Source organism: Marinimicrobium alkaliphilum (assembly GCF_003259155.1).
Classification (GTDB): Bacteria; Pseudomonadota; Gammaproteobacteria; order Pseudomonadales; family Cellvibrionaceae; genus Marinimicrobium_A; species Marinimicrobium_A alkaliphilum.
On sequence record NZ_QGMQ01000005.1, the window covers coordinates 211,866 to 228,614 of the forward strand.

The window sequence follows — 16,749 nt, forward strand, 5'->3', positions numbered from 1 at the left end:
CCTGCGAATAAGATGACCCTTCAGTAGCTGGCAATGTGTGATCTCTAGACGTAAAAATCCAGATCCTCCTGGGCTTTCAGCAGATCCCGCATCTTGATCGGGTCATCGCCAAAGAAGAAGACCAGGCCCCAATGGGTGCCGAAGGCCGACCGATCGGGTACCGTCTCTTCTGCCGGAGGGACCAGCTCGTGCGACTCGAAATAGGGATGCTCAATGGTTTCCTTGGGCATCTCCAACTTGCTCACCACGCGACGCCGTGGGTATACCCCGAAGCACCCGGCGTAGCCCTTCGCGTCAATCACTTCGCGGGGGAAGAAACTGTCCACTTCTTCCTGGGTGCTTTTGGGATCAAACACCAACATGGAAGCCTGGTACGCATTGAATCCGTAGGCTCTCTCGATAAGTTCAAAGGCCTTGAACCCGGGCGGACGATAGGCAACCTCACCAAAGTACATCTCGCCGTCTGCCGTGACGAAGTACTCGGGATGTATCAAGCCAAACTGAATGTCGAACGTCTTGATCAGCAACTCAATCTGCTTGGTAATTGCGTTGCGCCAGCTCTCAAGCTGCTCGGTTGCAGGGACGAAAACCGAGTAGCCCAACGTGACATATTCGGAGATATTGAGAAACTTGATTTTGCCATCGTGGATCCAGGCCTCAACGGCGAACTCCCAGCCATCAAGATGACTTTCCATCAACAGGGGGTACTCTTCCGCCGGAATGTTGTCGATTTCATCCACGGTACGGATCATTCGATGGCCGAGGCAACCGGCTTTGTCGAATGCTTTCACGTGTATCGGATCATCCGGGTCGCCATCAAGTTTGAGCAGCGTCTGGTTGACGCGCTTCATGAAGCGGACGATGTCTTCTTTTTCGTGGGCCTCCTCGAAGATTCCGACGCGTATGCCGCCAAGCTGGGCCCGGCGCTTCATCAACGCTTTATCCCGAAACAGAATGGACTGGCCGTACATACGCGGGTTTCCCAGGAGGACAGAGTTGATGGCCCCAGACCATTCAACCGTTTCCTCGAACAGCGGTATGGCGACATCCACGCCCTTCGCTTTAAGCATCTCGGCAATCTGTAAGGACCGATCATTCAAACGGACAAAATCCCAAGGAATAAAGGGGATATTGTTCGCGGCGCAGAAATCTGCCGCCCAGTCCGGTGCAACCACTATATAGCGGCGATCAAACTTTTGGGCGGCCTTGATGGCATTGACGCTCCATCCAAGCAGTGCGATGTAGCCTTTGTTCGGATCCTTCGGGGTCTCGGTTCCGAGAACCGAATCCAGGGTAGGATCGCGCCAAGCCAGAACTTCTTGAGATAATTTGGATTCAGGCGTGATCGACATTGACCATTCTCCTAATGATTTTGACAACAAAACCTCCACCGCACAGAAGCACGTCAGGTAAACCTGAACGTGGTGCCGAGAGCCAAGGTCAGTGGGTAGATAAGTGAAGAGCCGTGGATTCACCACGTACTTATAAAGATAGTCGTAAAGTCATGAGTTTGCCTGTTTTTTGATTAAAAAATCATCAAATGGGTGTTTTTTGAGCCGGGGGAAACGACCAATAACACCTGATGATAAGAAAGCGGGGGCAAACGAGATATAAGGTTGTCCAATCAACCTTTGCCGCTATAACCGGCGAAATTGAAGGGATGCACGGTTACAGTGCGCTATGTTACCCTTCTAAGCAGTAGCGGATAGAAGGTTGATGCTGAGGAAATCCGCGCTCGTTTTAGAAGCCGGTCATTGTTTCGCTAGTTTGATAGGTATGGCTGATGATCTTTATCTATTCCATTAACAAAGTTTATAGGCACTTAATTTACCATGCATGATTTTGTTGACCAGTTGGCCATAGCCATAACGGAAAGCGATGACCTGGAAACACTTGTAAGACCACTACTAGAGCTGTTGCAGGCAGTCACGGGTTTGGAATCCACCTACCTCACGTCAATTGATTTTGATACATCTGTTCAGAATATTGTTTTTGCTCGAAATACCAAAGCGCTGACGATCCCGGAGGGATTGAGTGTTCCCTGGGAGGATACGCTATGCAAGCGAGCGCTCGAAACGAATCAACGACTAACCGATGACGTCAGCGGTTGCTGGGGCGACTCGAATGCGGCGCGAGAACTCGGCTTAACGACCTACCTCAGTGAGCCGATCAACATCGGTGAGAACAAACTTTACGGCACGCTGTGCGGAGCCAGTAGGGACAAGGTTCACGTTCAACCCGAAGCGCAGCGGATATTATCAATGTTCGCTAGCCTTATAGCGCGCCAGATTGAGAGGGATCAATTGCTGGAGACCCTTAGACAGGAGAATAAGGTCTACAGTGAATACGCGTTGACTGATCCACTGACAGGCATTCCAAACCGGCGTGCATTTCAGAACGAATTACAACGTGCACTGGCGCATGCTGAGCGTAACCAAGCGGAGGTTCATTTGGCATTTATTGATTTGGATGGGTTTAAACGCATAAATGACCAGTATGGACACGATGCCGGTGATCGTTTTCTTATCCAAATCGCCAAGAAATTAAAGTCCGAACTTCGCGATTGCGATTTCGTCGCCCGGTACGGCGGTGATGAATTCGTTGTATTTGGCTCCACATCAACAGGGGATCAGGAGATCAGCCGGCAGGCGATCAGGGAACGACTTGAGGTTATCACTAAAGGCGAATTCAACATCGGCGCGACGCGGTTAGCCTACGCCGGTGCGAGCGTTGGTGTTGTGACGTCCGCCCCCGGCGAGAGGGACTGTGATGCGCTGATAAGACGGGCCGATGAAGCTATGTACTGCATAAAACGAGCGAAATCGCAGCGGCTGGCTTCCAAGGATAATTGATACAGCTTCCTTGATGCCAACGGAAAGCGTTCAGCGTCGACATCCAAGGAGAGAGCGAGTCCGTAGAGCTGACCTGTAGCGCCTTTGGAGAGGGCCCTGTGAGCAGCACTACGGACACATGTACAACGATGATGAAACCTTATACATCCAAATTGGCAACCGCCAGGGCGTTGGTCTCAATAAACTCACGGCGGGGTTCAACGTTGTCGCCCATCAGCGTGGTGAATATCTGATCCGCACCAATCGCATCCTGGATAGTCACGCGCAGCATACGCCGACTCTCCGGGTTCATGGTGGTATCCCACAGTTGCTCGGGGTTCATTTCGCCCAGACCTTTGTAGCGCTGCACGTTGTAGCCTTTACGTGACTCTTTCATCAACCATTCGAGCGCTTCCGCAAAGTGACTGACCGGTTGCTTGCGCTCACCGCGCTGGATAAAGGCCCCCTCTTCCAACAGGGTTTCCATCTTTTCACCCAATTTGGTGATCGCGGCATACTCGCCAGACAGGAAGAATTCGTGGCTGAAAGGATAATGGGTCGACAGTCCGTGAGCTACAATTTCAACCATTGGCAAGAACAGATGACGTTCGCTGTCTTCGCGCACGGTGACCAGATAACGTTCTTTACCGTCACGGCTGTCTTCGCCCATTTTTTCCACCAGATTAGCGCACCACTGGGTCATATGGGCTTCATCTTTCAGCAGGTCCATATTCAAGGAAGGCAAGTACAGCATTTGCTCCAGAACGTTTTCAGGGTAAAGGCGCGACAGTCGGTCAATGGTCTCCATCACCTTGCGGTACTCGGTCACCAGTGCCTCCAGCGCCTCTCCACTGATCCCCGGGGCATCGGCGTTGACGTGCAAGCTGGCGCCGTCGAGGGCAGCCTGGGTCAGGAAGCTGGTTAACGCCGCTTCGTCTTTCAGGTACTGCTCCTGCTTGCCCTTGGTGATCTTGTACAGCGGAGGCTGGGCAATAAACACGTGGCCACGCTCGATCAACTCCGGCATTTGGCGGAAGAAGAAGGTCAACAGCAAGGTACGGATGTGCGAACCATCAACATCAGCATCCGTCATGATGATGATGCTGTGATAACGCAGCTTTTCCGGGTTGAACTCTTCTTTACCTATGCCACAGCCCAGGGCGGTAATCAGAGTACCCACTTCGGCGCTGGAGAGCATTTTGTCAAAACGGGCTTTCTCAACATTCAGGATCTTACCTTTAAGCGGTAGAATCGCCTGCGTTTTGCGGTAGCGGCCCTGTTTCGCAGAACCACCAGCGGAGTCACCCTCCACCAGGTAGAGTTCAGACAATGCTGGGTCTTTTTCCTGGCAATCGGCCAGTTTGCCCGGCAGGCCAGCGATATCCAGTGCACCTTTGCGACGGGTCATATCCCGCGCTTTACGGGCGGCCTCGCGCGCGCGCGCAGCGTCAATCATTTTGCCCACGATGGCTTTGGCTTCGCCCGGATTCTCGAGCAAATAGTCGCTAAAGTGTTGGCTCATTTCCTGCTCTACGGCGGTCTTCACCTCGGAGGACACCAGCTTGTCCTTGGTCTGAGAGGAGAACTTCGGGTCTGGAACTTTCACCGAGATCACCGCGGTGAGGCCTTCACGGGCATCATCACCGGTGGTGTTCACTTTGGCATTTTTGCCGAGGCCTTCACGCTCAATGTAAGTGTTGAGCGTACGTGTCAGCGCACCCCGGAAACCGGCTAAATGGGTGCCCCCATCTCGCTGGGGGATATTATTGGTATAACAAAACAGGTTCTCCTGGAAGGAGTCGTTCCACTGTAAGGCCACTTCAACCCCAATACCGTCTTCGCGCGCCAGGGAGAGAATATGGATGGTTTTGTTAAGCGGGGTTTTGTTACGGTTCAAATGCTCGACAAAGGCCATAAGGCCGCCTTCGTACTGGTAGATCTCTTCCTTACCCGAACGTTCGTCCTTGAGGACAATACGCACCCCTGAGTTAAGGAACGACAGCTCCCGTAGCCGCTTGGCAAGTAATTCGAAGTGAAATTCGATATTAGTGAAGGTCTCGGCCGACGGTTTAAAGTGGATATCGGTGCCCGAGCTACTGGTATCGCCGACCACCGCCAAAGGCGCTTGGGGCACACCGTGGTGATAGATCTGCTCGAAAACCTGACCGCCACGCCGAATCGTCAGTTTCAACTCCTCCGAGAGGGCATTCACCACCGAGATCCCCACGCCATGCAGACCACCGGACACCTTGTAAGTGTTGTCGTCGAATTTACCGCCAGCGTGGAGAACCGTCATAATGACTTCGGCGGCCGAAACACCTTCTTCGTGCATTTCCGTGGGTATCCCCCGGCCGTTATCGGATACTGATATGGTCTCATCCGGGTGGATAACGACGCGGATCTCTGAGCAGTGGCCCGCCAGAGACTCATCGATGGAGTTGTCGACAATTTCAAACACCATGTGATGGAGACCGGAACCATCATCGGTATCCCCGATGTACATGCCCGGCCGCTTACGTACTGCATCCAGGCCTTTGAGTACCTTGATACTGGACGAGTCATAGTTTTGTTGGTCATCTGACATAGTGTAACTCCGCGTCTTTATTTATTCAGTCACTTGCTGATGGGGCTGGCCTTGTTCAAACGGCACAACCTTGCCCTGTTCCACGTGGAACACCTTCACCTCGGTTTCCGGCTTGTTTAACCAGTCCGCCTCCAAGGCTTCCTTTTCAACACCCGTAATAAACACCTGGGTTTGCATACGTTCCAACCATTCAACCAGCATCGCGCGGTGATCACCGTCCAGCTCTGAAGGCAGATCATCCACCAGATACACACACCGGCGGCCAGTCAACTGGCTGAACAGATAGCCCTGAGCGATCTTGAGCGCACAAACCAGGCACTTCTGTTGGCCTCTGGAGAGGACGTCCGCCGCCGGTAGTCCACCGACGGTAATCCTCAAATCCGCCCGATGAGCCCCCTGTCGGGTAAAGCCCTGTTTACGATCCTGATCAAACCCCGCCGCCAGGACATCGGCATAACGTTGCTGCCTGTCCCAGCCGCGGTAGTAATTCAATACCAGGTCATCAACGGCCACGAAGTCGTGTACCAGGCCGTTGAACACCGTCTTAAGTTGTTCGATACACCCAGCCCGAAAAGTATCTATGGCCTCTGTCGCTTCGATCAGAGGGCGATCCCAAGGGGTTAGCTGTTCCGGTCGTATTCTATCATGCCGCAACAGACTATTCCGTTGTTTGAGGCTCTTCTGGGCGGTTTTCCAAGTGTTAAAAAACTGAGGTTCCACGTGAAACACCAACCAATCGATATACTGTCGCCGAACCTTTGGGCTCCCTTCCAAAAGCGAGAAGGTGTCCGAGTTGATGGCCTGAACCGGTAGATAACTCGCGAGTTCGGCTACCGAACCCACCGGGCTTCCGTTGGCCTTCAGTATCGCCTCACCTGAAAGAGAGCGGGAAACGCCTATCGAGAGGTCGGTGCCCTCCCCGCTCACCCGCCCAAACAGGGTAACACCGGGCTGGCCCTGACGGATCAGCGCCTTATGGCGGTGGCTGCGGAACGAGCGGCCCAATGACAGGATATTAATGGCTTCGAGAATACTGGTTTTACCCGAACCGTTTTTTCCGTAGATAAGATTCACTTGGGGAGAGGGCACCAGCTCCGCCGATTCAATATTGCGGAGCTGGTGGATAGCGAGGCGTTTGAGCGACATAGGTGAAAGCGGGTCAATGCCGCCTTTACAACCTCATCGGCATGACGACATACAGAGAGTCACTGGACTCAGGTTCTTCCAATAGTGCACTACTGTTGGCGTCAGACAGGGTAATCTTGATGTTCTCGTGGGCAATCACATTGGTCACATCCAGGAGATAACTCACATTAAAGCCCACCTCGAGTTCGGGACCGGTGTAATCAACGGTGACCTCTTCCTGCGCTTCTTCCTGCTCCGGGTTATTCGCCACGATGGTCAACTGGCCATCCGCCAGCAGCAAACGAACGCCTCGATACTTCTCGTTGGACAGGATCGAGGTACGTGAAAACGCCTGTTTCAGCTCGGTCCTGGGACCCATAATGACTTTATCGCCCCCACGCGGCAGCACCCGCTCATAGTCAGGGAACTTGCCATCAACCAGTTTGGAGGTGAAGGTATAATCGTCGGTGGTCACGCGAATATGGTTGGGACTGAGCACAATAACGACCTGATCTTCACCTTCAGACATCAGGCGGGACAATTCCAACACGCCCTTGCGGGGCAGAATCGCCTGAACTTTCTCAGCGCAATCAACATTCACGTCCCGGGTGCACATGGCCATACGGTGGCCATCAGTCGCTACCGACCGCACCTGACCCTGCCGTACTTCCCACAACATCCCGTTCAAATAGTAACGCACGTCCTGCTGGGCCATAGCAAAGGCCGTGCGATCGATCAGACGTTTAATTTCCTGTTGCGCGCACTCGATTCTCAGGTCGCCAGGGCTATCTTCAACACTCGGGAAGTCGCTCGCCGGGAGCGTTGAGAGTGTAAAGCGGCTGCGACCACTGCGGATCAACGCCCGCTGCTCGTCCAGAGAAAACTCAATGTCACTGCCCTCTGGCAGAGAGCGACAAATATCCACCAGCTTCTTGGCCGGCACCGTGATCTCTCCCGAGTCCCCCGCTGCTTCCAGTTGCAGGCGACCCACGATCTCTACCTCGAGATCGGTACCTGTCAACGACAGTTGATCGCCATCCAACTGAATTAACACATTAGATAGCACAGGCAAGGTCTGGCGGCGCTCAACAACCCCGGCAACCAGCTGCAGGGGTTTGAGTAATGCCTCTCGGGATGCGACAAATTTCATGAGTTCATCTCTTCTGGGTTATCAGTTCCAAATGATATAAATGCGGGTAAACCTATTAACAGTCGAGTATAAGCCCTATGGCCCGGCAAGGCATCAGGTAGTGAGTGACCGCAGCAGATTTTTCATATCTTCTCGGATATCCGCACTCTCCTCTTGCAGCTCTTTAATCTTTCGACACGCATGCAGCACAGTCGTGTGATCGCGACCACCGAAAGCTTCGCCAATTTCCGGCAAGCTGTGATTGGTCAGCTCCTTCGCCAACGCCATCGCGACCTGGCGCGGCCGGGCCACCGATCGACTCCGACGCTTGGATAGCAGATCATTGATTTTAATTTTGTAGTACTCCGCCACGACCCGCTGGATATTGTCGATCCCAACCTGCTTGTCCTGCAGCGCCAGGAGATCCTTAAGTGCTTCGCGCACCAACTCTACATCAATTTTGCGTGCGGTAAACTGGGCGTTGGCCACCACCCGTTTGAGCGCTCCTTCCAACTCACGAACATTGGAGCGGATACGTTGGGCAATAAAGAATGCGGCATCAGGCGGCAAATCGATATGCGCCTGGGCAGCCTTTTTCATCAGAATCGCCACGCGGGTTTCTAGCTCTGGCGGTTCCACCGCCACCGTCAGCCCCCAGCCAAATCGGGACTTGAGCCTTTCCTCTAACCCTTTGATTTCCTTAGGATATCTATCACAAGTAAGAATAATCTGCTGGCCGCCCTCGAGCAGCGCATTAAAGGTGTGGAAGAACTCTTCCTGGGAGCGCTCCTTGCCGGCAAAGAACTGAATATCGTCAATCAACAGCGCATCCACCGAGCGGTAATAGCGCTTGAAATCATTGATCGCGTTGAGCTGCAGAGCCTTGACCATATCGGCCACGAAACGCTCTGAATGCAGATATATCACCTTGGCGTTGGGGTTTTTCTCCAGTAGCGCATTCCCGACGGCTTGCATCAAGTGCGTTTTACCTAAACCCACACCGCCATAGATAAAAAGAGGGTTATACGCCCCACCGGGATTTTCGGCCACCTGACGCGCTGCCGCCAGCCCCAACTGGTTCGCTTTACCCTCAACAAAGCTCGCGAAGGTAAAGGATCTGTTCAGGTGATCTTTGTGCTTGAGTCCGCCTTCGACCTCTATCGCTGACCCCTGCCCGCCCTGATCAAAACCGAGCTGCCCGTTCAGCTCTTCCGCCACGGCGGCGGTCTGACCGTAACCACTGATCGGAGGCGCCTCACGAGGCTTTTCTGGCACCGGAACAGGCGCTGGTGCTGCGGCCCTGGGCTGGGCAGCCGGTCGCTTGAACGCCGGCGCTGCCCGCTGGGGCCCGTGACTGATCCCCACCTGAACTTCGAGCCCGCCTTGCGGCTGGAGCTGGAGCGCCATCTCCTGAATCCGGTGCAAAAACTTTTCAGCCACCCAATCACACACAAAGCGGTTAGGCGCCAGCAACCGCAGTACGCCGGATTCCGCCGAGTCATCGATACGCAACGGGCGTATCCAGGTATTGAACTGCTGTGAGGGCAGTTCCTCCTGAAGATTCGAGACACACGATTTCCAGACAGACGCAGGCAAGACCATTCCCCTTCGAACGTTATTATTGACCACAAAAATGAAGCGCTTAGTGTACCGATACTGCCATCACTTATCCACAGCTCAAGGCACTTTTTTTATTGTCTTATCATTATAAATAATTATTTAAATTCAATAGCTTATAAAGTTGTACAACCTGGACCACAAAGCCCACTGTCAAGCGCAAAACAAGTTACTAACAACAGTTTTGTGGATAACTCTGTGTATAAAATGTTGGCAATCTCCGACTAACCCGGGAAAACCCCGAATGTCTTAACAATTCCCCACTCATCAGGTACCACAAAGTCCCCAAAACCCTGTAATATCCGCGCAAAGGCATTGATTTCGTGCGCCAATTTCATTAGAATCCCGCCTCCTTTTACCCGGTGCAACAACTTATCCTTGTAGGTTAGCTATGAAAAGAACATTCCAGCCCAGCGTCCTCAAGCGCGCTCGCAACCACGGTTTCCGTGCCCGTATGGCTACCAAAAGCGGCCGTGCCGTTCTGGCCCGTCGTCGTGCCAAAGGCCGCAAGCGTCTCTCTGCTTGAGTCTTCGCCCGCGGATAAGTCGCCAGAGTTAAGAGTGTCCAGCCACGCATTTGGCAAAACACTGAGACTACTTAACTCTGACGACTTTAAATCCGTCTTCGATGACGCCCCTGTTCGGGCATCGCACCAACACCTTCTCATCCTCGCTCGCTTCAATCAGCGCAGCCACGCACGCCTGGGTTTGGTCATCGCCAAACGCGGTATCCGTCTCGCCGTCCAGCGCAACCGCATCAAACGTCTGATTCGCGAGAGCTTTCGCCATCGACAGGCAGCCTTGAGCGGACTCGATATCATTGTGTTATCCCGTCCCGGCTTGGGCGAGCTCGATAACAAAACCATCGACAAGCACCTCAATCACCAGTGGCAGCGGTTACGCAAGCGCGCCCAAAAACTGGCCGATGAGGCCCCGGACAACGGGAATTGAGTTTATGCGCTGGCTATTGATCAAGCTCATCCATGTATACCGCTATCTGCTCAGTCCCTGGGTCGGCAACCAATGCCGCTTCTATCCGACCTGCTCGCACTACGCAGAAGAAGCAATAAAAACCCACGGTTGTATAAAAGGGGGTTATTTAACCCTGCGTCGTCTATTAAAATGCCACCCTTGGCACGAAGGCGGCATCGACCTGGTTCCTGAACCCACGTGCAAGCACCACCGGACGTCAGACACGCACACACATTCACCCAAACCTAATGGCAGCAACTAAGATGGACTGGCAAAAACCTTTGTTAATCGCGGCGATGGGTGCCATCGTCTTTACCCTGATATTGCGCTGGGCCGACTTCCAGGACGCGCAACAGGCCGAGACTCCCCGCCCTAGCGCCACAGCACCGGCCACCCAGGGTGGCGACAACGACGCCCTCCCCGAGGAGCCCAGCGACGCCGGTATCCCGCGTGCACCGGAAGATGCCAGTGACGACGTCACGCCAACGGTTGCAGCCACAACAGCACCGCAACGTCCGATCGAGGTGCGTACCGATACGCTGAACCTGACCATTGATCCCCGCGGTGGCGATATCGTCAGGCTGTCATTGCCCCAGCATTACGATTCACTCGACACCCCTGATGTGCCCTTTACCCTACTGCGGGACACCGAGTTTCAAACCTATGTTTCACAAAGTGGTCTGATCGGTCCCAATGGCACGGATACCGCCGAAGGTCGCCCGGTCTTCCACAGCGACCGCACCGAGTTCGAACTGGCCGATGGTGAAGATACCCTGGAAGTGGATCTCCATTACCAGGCCGGCGACGTCAGCATCATCAAACGCTACCGTTTCACCCGGGGCGACTACCTGATTGAGCTGGAGTACCTGATTGATAACCAGAGCGATCAGCCCTGGCGCGCCAATCTGTACGGCCAGATCAAGCGCGACGCGCTCGACCACAACCCAACCAGCGGCGGCATGTTCACCCTCAAGCCCTACCTGGGCCCGGCCATGACCACCAATGAAGATCGTTACAACAAGATCAACTTTAGTGATCTGCGCAGTGACGAAATCCGCTCCACCGTAGACGGCGGCTGGGTGGCCATGGTGCAGCATTACTTTGTCAGCGCCTGGGTGCCGGACCAACAACGCGAGCACAATATCCATCTGCGCCGCATGGGCAACCGCGATCTTTACCTGCTCGGCTTTACCAGCCCCCGCACCGAAGTGGCACCCGGTGAAACCGGCGTGATCAGCGCCGGCTTCTACGCCGGTCCCAAGTACACACACCGGCTTGAAGAGATTGCGCCCTATCTGGATCTGACCGTGGACTACGGTTGGTTGTGGTGGCTGGCCAAACCCCTGTTCTGGCTGCTCAATTTTATCCACGGCTTTGTGGGTAACTGGGGCCTGGCCATCATCGCCCTGACCGTTGTGATCAAGGCTGCGTTCTTCAAGTTGTCCGCCACCAGCTACCGCTCCATGGCCAAGATGCGCAAACTGAGCCCCAAAATGCAGGAGCTCAAAGAGCGCTATGGCAGCGACCGTCAGAAAATGTCCCAGGAGCTGATGAAGCTCTACAAAAAGGAAAAGGTCAATCCGCTCGGTGGCTGTCTCCCCATCCTGGTTCAGATGCCGGTGTTCCTGGCCCTCTACTGGGTACTCATGGAAAGTGTCGAGCTGCGCCATGCGCCCTTCTTTGCCTGGATTGTTGACCTCTCGGTGCGCGATCCCTACTTTATTCTGCCGATCCTGATGGGCGGCACCATGTTCATTCAGTTCAAACTGAACCCGACACCGCCGGACCCGACCCAGGCCAAGGTCATGCAGATGATGCCGATCATCTTCACCTTCCTGTTCCTGTGGTTCCCGGCTGGCCTGGTCCTCTACTGGTTGACCAACAACACCCTCTCGATTGCCCAGCAATACGTGATCACCCGGCAGATCGAAGGGGCGGACGAGAAAAAGGCCTGACCTCCGTGTCCGACCTGCATACCGACACCATCGCCGCCATCGCCACGGCGACCGGCCGCGGCGGTGTCGGCATCATCCGTGTTTCGGGCCCCAAGGCTGAAGCCATCGCGCGTGCCGTGACCGGCACAGCCCTTGAGCCTCGCCGGGCCCACTACCTGCCTTTCTGCCAACAGGACGGCACCGTCATCGACGAAGGGATTGCGATCTTCTTTCCCAATCCCCACTCGTTTACCGGCGAGGATGTGCTCGAGCTGCAGGGCCACGGCGGACCGGTCATTCTCGATTTGCTGCTGCGGGAGGTGGCGTCCCTGGGCGCTCGCCTGGCCCGGCCCGGTGAGTTTTCCGAGCGCGCCTTTCTGAACGACAAACTCGACCTGGCGCAAGCTGAAGCCATTGCCGACCTGATCGACGCCACCACTGAACAAGCCGCCCGCAACGCCCTACATTCCCTACAGGGCGCTTTCTCAGCGCGTATTCAGGCACTGGTGGAAGCGCTCATACACCTGCGTATCTACGTCGAGGCGGCCATCGACTTTCCAGAAGAGGAAATCGACTTCCTGAGCGACGGTAAAGTCGCCACCGATCTCGACGGGATTATCCAGCGTCTTGACGATGTCTTCCGGGAGGCCAAGCAAGGCGTACTGATGCGTGACGGCATGAGAGTGGTGATTGCTGGGCGCCCCAACGCCGGCAAGTCGAGCCTGCTCAACGCCCTCTCCGGACGCGACAGTGCCATCGTCACGGCCATCGAGGGCACCACCCGGGACGTCCTGCGCGAGCATATTCACATCGACGGCATGCCCCTGCATATCATCGATACCGCTGGCCTGCGCGATACCCCAGACGAAGTGGAAAAAATCGGGGTCGAGCGCGCCTGGCAAGAGATCAAACAGGCCGATCGCGTGCTCCTCATGGTGGATGCCAGCGCCACTCAAGACACTGAACCTGCCGTCCTGTGGCCCGACTTCGTGGCGCAACTGCCGGATCCCGACAAGCTCACCGTCATTCGCAACAAGATCGACTTGACCGGGGAAGTCGCTGGATTGCAGCAGACCTCGCCTCCGGTCATTGGACTCAGCGCCATCGACAACCAGGGTCTGGATAGCCTCAAAACCCACCTCAAGGGCATCATGGGCTTCTCTGACACGGGTGAAAGCGGCTTTACCGCCCGCCGTCGACACCTGGACGCACTGGCGCGCGCCCAAGCCGCCCTGCAAACTGGTAAAGACCAGTTGCACGGCTATGCCGCCGGCGAACTCCTCGCGGAAGACCTGCGTGCGGCCCAGGACGCTCTGGGTGAAATCACCGGGCAATTTACGCCTGATGACCTCCTCGGGCGCATTTTTTCATCCTTTTGCATCGGAAAATAGCGTACTCCCTATTTTTTTACCTACGCCTTTTCTCTCCCCTTCCCGCCCAATTCCCCGAGTTACACACACCCGTGGACAAACTTATCCACACATAGAAACAGCAGGCCACCTCCACTTAGCGGCTTTATCCACATTTGCTCACAGGTTTATCCCCTAAACCCTTGTTTTTCCCTGTTTTACACCCTGGAATGTGGACAACCCTGTCCACCACACGCAGGAAAAGCTGAAGATGAAATTGGGGATAACTCGGCTTTTTCCGATTTCGTGTATAACTGCTGGTTCTGTCACCAGGGTGTCGTCAGCTTAATCAGCGCTTAGCAGCCGCTTTCAACGCTACTTATCCATACTCCAATCAATTGAAAATCAATAAAAAAATAGGGTTATCCACTGTTTTAACCCACACCATTAGTAATAACATCATTAATACATACCTAATATATAACTCTATATATTATTTAAACTTAATTATTCGTTATTCTGTAAACGCACACAGACTGAACAACTTTTGTACAAATCACTGTAAAGCCCTATAATGGCGCCCCATTTTTGCTGATCACCGGGTTTCGAGGCCCACATCGATGAATTTTCCCGAGCACTTTGACGTTATCGTCATTGGTGGCGGCCACGCCGGTACCGAAGCCTCTCTGGCGGCCGCTCGCATGGGCAGCCGCACCCTGCTGCTCACCCACAACATCGAAACGCTGGGCCAGATGTCCTGCAACCCGGCGATTGGAGGCATTGGTAAAAGCCACCTGGTCAAGGAGATTGATGCCCTGGGGGGCGCCATGGCGCTCGCCACCGACAAAGGCGGTATCCAATTCCGGGTGCTCAACTCCCGCAAAGGCCCCGCAGTGCGGGCGACCCGGGCGCAGGCGGATCGGGCGCTGTACAAGGCGGCCGTGCGCGATAGCCTCGAAAATCAACCCAACCTGTGGATCTTTCAGCAGGCCGCAGACGACCTGATCGTGGAAAACGATCAAGTGCGCGGTGTCGTAACCCAGATGGGCGTCAAGTTTCATGCCCCCTCGGTGGTACTGACCACGGGCACTTTTCTCGGCGGCCAGATCCATATTGGTCTGCAAAACCACGCCGGTGGCCGCGCTGGCGATCCGCCGTCAATCGCGCTCGCCCACCGTTTGCGCGAGTTGCCCCTGCGGGTCGGGCGCCTGAAAACCGGGACACCGCCCCGCATCGATGCTCGCAGTGTCGATTTTGAGGGCCTTGATCCCCAGTGGGGCGACACCCCGACGCCGGTGATGTCCGTACTGGGCAGTCGCGAGCTGCACCCGCGCCAAGTCAGTTGCTGGATCACTCACACCAACGAGCGCACCCACGAGGTGATTCGCGGCGGTCTGGATCGCTCGCCCATGTACTCCGGTGTCATCGAAGGCGTGGGTCCCCGGTACTGCCCGTCCATCGAAGACAAAATTCACCGCTTTGCGGACAAGCCCTCGCATCAGATCTTTATCGAGCCGGAGGGCCTGAACACCCACGAGCTCTACCCCAACGGCATCTCCACCAGCCTGCCCTTCGATGTGCAACTGGACCTGGTGCGCTCCATCAAGGGCTTTGAAAATGCCCATATCACCCGGCCGGGCTACGCCATCGAGTATGATTATTTCAATCCTCAGGACCTGAAATACAGCCTGGAAACCAAGGTGATCGGCGGATTGTTCTTTGCCGGCCAGATCAACGGCACCACCGGCTACGAAGAGGCCGGAGCCCAGGGGCTGCTGGCCGGCGTCAACGCTGCCCTGCGCGCAAGCGAGCGCGATGCCTGGTGTCCGCGCCGGGACGAGGCCTACATCGGGGTCCTGGTGGACGACCTGATTACCCTGGGGACCCAGGAGCCCTACCGCATGTTCACCAGCCGGGCCGAATACCGGTTGCTGTTGCGTGAAGACAATGCCGACCTGCGCCTGACCGAGAAGGGCCGGACCCTGGGTCTGGTGAATGACGAGCAGTGGCGCCTGTTCAGCGACAAACGCGAAGCCATCGCCCGGGAACAGCAGCGCCTGAAAAACACCTGGGTGCAATCGGGCTCGCCGGAAGCGGCCCAGGTCGAAGCCAAAACCGGTGCCAAGCTCAACCGGGAATACAGCCTGTTTGATCTGCTCAAACGCCCCGAACTGGGCTATGCCGACGTCGCCAGTCTCAAAGGCGAGCCGGAGCCCAATGAGGCCGCCGCTGAGCAAGTGGAAATCGATGCCAAGTACGCCGGTTATATTCACCGCCAACAGGATGAAATCACCCGGCTGCGGGAGTACGAGAACACCGATCTGCCGGTGGACTTCGACTTTGCTCAGGTCGAAGGGCTGTCCAACGAAGTCAAACAGAAACTCAACGACGCCCGTCCGGATACCCTGGGCCGGGCCGCCCGCGTGCAGGGCGTGACCCCGGCAGCGGTATCGCTGTTGATGATTTACCTGAAAAAACGCGGCCTGTTGCGGAAGAACCGGGCCAAGGCGTCGTGAGTGGTTTTAACCGCAACGCCCTGCGTCAGCCATTGACCCGGGGCGTCGAGGCCATGGCCTTGTCGCTCACAGACCGTCAGATCGACCAGTTGATGGACTACCTTGCGCTGTTTCACCAGTGGAACAAGGCCTACAATCTCTCGGCGGTGCGCGACCCCGCCGCCATGATCGGACGTCATCTGCTCGACAGTCTGAGTGTGGTCCCGCACCTGGCTGCCCTGGATGCCCGGCGCATCATCGACGTGGGCACCGGTGGCGGCCTGCCCGGCATTCCGCTGGCGATTGTTTTTCCGGAGCGGGAATTCACGTTACTCGACAGCGCCGGCAAGAAAACCCGGTTTTTGTTTCACGTTAAAAGCACCCTGGGCTTGGCCAACGTTCAGGTGGAAAATCGCCGGGCGGAAGCCTGGGCTCCGTCCGAGACTTTCGATCTGGTGACCAGCCGCGCTTTTGCCAGTCTGGCGGACATGGTGTCGGTTTGTGAGCACTTGCTTTCACCGGGGGGCCGGTTTATGGCGATGAAAGGTGTCTATCCGGCAGAAGAGCTGCGGGCATTAGGGGATCGGGCACGTCTGGAAAACGCTGTCGAGCTGGCGGTGCCGGAGACCGAAGGCGAGCGCCATCTGTTGATATTGGGCTTGCCCCAATAACCCAACTGACACACAATAGTCGGCCAGGTTTCACACGTACCGC

Annotated in this window: 13 protein-coding genes; 8 read left to right on the forward strand and 5 right to left on the reverse strand. The window is 55.6% G+C overall.

From position 1 onward, the window contains the following. Positions 1 to 44: 44 nt before the first annotated feature. Positions 45 to 1,352 (reverse strand): ATP-grasp domain-containing protein, encoded by a 1,308-nt coding sequence (locus tag DKW72_RS10060; protein WP_111642225.1) that lies wholly within the window; start codon positions 1,350 to 1,352, stop codon positions 45 to 47. Between the two features lie 480 nt (positions 1,353 to 1,832). Here DKW72_RS10060 and DKW72_RS10065 point away from each other — a divergent pair, with 480 nt between their 5' ends. Beyond that, positions 1,833 to 2,852, forward strand: a complete 1,020-nt coding sequence (locus DKW72_RS10065) for a GGDEF domain-containing protein (RefSeq protein ID WP_111642226.1) — start codon at positions 1,833 to 1,835, stop codon at positions 2,850 to 2,852. A gap of 139 nt (positions 2,853 to 2,991) precedes the next feature. On the opposite strand, the gene gyrB is transcribed toward DKW72_RS10065, so the two are convergent. The 4 genes from gyrB to dnaA all read right to left on the reverse strand — a co-directional run bounded on the left by gyrB (position 2,992) and on the right by dnaA (position 9,271). After that, the gene (gene gyrB, locus DKW72_RS10070; RefSeq protein ID WP_111642227.1) at positions 2,992 to 5,415 is read right to left on the reverse strand and encodes a DNA topoisomerase (ATP-hydrolyzing) subunit B; all 2,424 of its coding nucleotides are present in this window, start codon (positions 5,413 to 5,415) and stop codon (positions 2,992 to 2,994) included. Positions 5,416 to 5,436: 21 nt separating this feature from the next. Then, complete coding sequence (gene recF, locus DKW72_RS10075; RefSeq protein WP_111642228.1) at positions 5,437 to 6,561, reverse strand: DNA replication/repair protein RecF; 1,125 nt, start codon at positions 6,559 to 6,561, stop codon at positions 5,437 to 5,439. 25 nt (positions 6,562 to 6,586) lie between these two features. Beyond that, entirely contained in the window at positions 6,587 to 7,690 is a 1,104-nt protein-coding gene (gene dnaN, locus DKW72_RS10080) for a DNA polymerase III subunit beta (RefSeq protein WP_111642229.1), read from the reverse strand. Between the two features lie 93 nt (positions 7,691 to 7,783). Next, the gene (gene dnaA / locus DKW72_RS10085; RefSeq protein WP_111642230.1) at positions 7,784 to 9,271 is read right to left on the reverse strand and encodes a chromosomal replication initiator protein DnaA; all 1,488 of its coding nucleotides are present in this window, start codon (positions 9,269 to 9,271) and stop codon (positions 7,784 to 7,786) included. A gap of 406 nt (positions 9,272 to 9,677) precedes the next feature. Here dnaA and rpmH point away from each other — a divergent pair, with 406 nt between their 5' ends. The 7 genes from rpmH (at position 9,678) to rsmG (ending at position 16,706) form a co-directional block, all read left to right on the forward strand. Continuing rightward, positions 9,678 to 9,812 (forward strand): 50S ribosomal protein L34, encoded by a 135-nt coding sequence (gene rpmH / locus DKW72_RS10090; RefSeq protein ID WP_111642231.1) that lies wholly within the window; start codon positions 9,678 to 9,680, stop codon positions 9,810 to 9,812. Between the two features lie 34 nt (positions 9,813 to 9,846). Continuing rightward, entirely contained in the window at positions 9,847 to 10,236 is a 390-nt protein-coding gene (gene rnpA, locus DKW72_RS10095) for a ribonuclease P protein component (protein ID WP_111642232.1), read from the forward strand. A gap of 4 nt (positions 10,237 to 10,240) precedes the next feature. Next, positions 10,241 to 10,519: a membrane protein insertion efficiency factor YidD gene (gene yidD / locus DKW72_RS10100; protein WP_111642233.1), complete on the forward strand. Its 279-nt coding sequence runs from the start codon at positions 10,241 to 10,243 to the stop codon at positions 10,517 to 10,519. A gap of 1 nt (position 10,520) precedes the next feature. After that, positions 10,521 to 12,212, forward strand: coding sequence for a membrane protein insertase YidC (gene yidC / locus DKW72_RS10105; RefSeq protein ID WP_111642234.1), 1,692 nt, complete (start codon positions 10,521 to 10,523; stop codon positions 12,210 to 12,212). Positions 12,213 to 12,217: 5 nt separating this feature from the next. Next, on the forward strand, positions 12,218 to 13,582 hold the full coding sequence (gene mnmE, locus DKW72_RS10110) for a tRNA uridine-5-carboxymethylaminomethyl(34) synthesis GTPase MnmE (protein ID WP_111642235.1): 1,365 nt from the start codon (positions 12,218 to 12,220) through the stop codon (positions 13,580 to 13,582). Positions 13,583 to 14,160: 578 nt separating this feature from the next. Next, complete coding sequence (gene mnmG / locus DKW72_RS10115; protein WP_111642236.1) at positions 14,161 to 16,056, forward strand: tRNA uridine-5-carboxymethylaminomethyl(34) synthesis enzyme MnmG; 1,896 nt, start codon at positions 14,161 to 14,163, stop codon at positions 16,054 to 16,056. After that, the gene (gene rsmG / locus DKW72_RS10120; protein ID WP_408631106.1) at positions 16,053 to 16,706 is read left to right on the forward strand and encodes a 16S rRNA (guanine(527)-N(7))-methyltransferase RsmG; all 654 of its coding nucleotides are present in this window, start codon (positions 16,053 to 16,055) and stop codon (positions 16,704 to 16,706) included. The genes mnmG and rsmG overlap by 4 nt, the downstream gene beginning before the upstream one ends. Positions 16,707 to 16,749 lie beyond the last annotated feature (43 nt).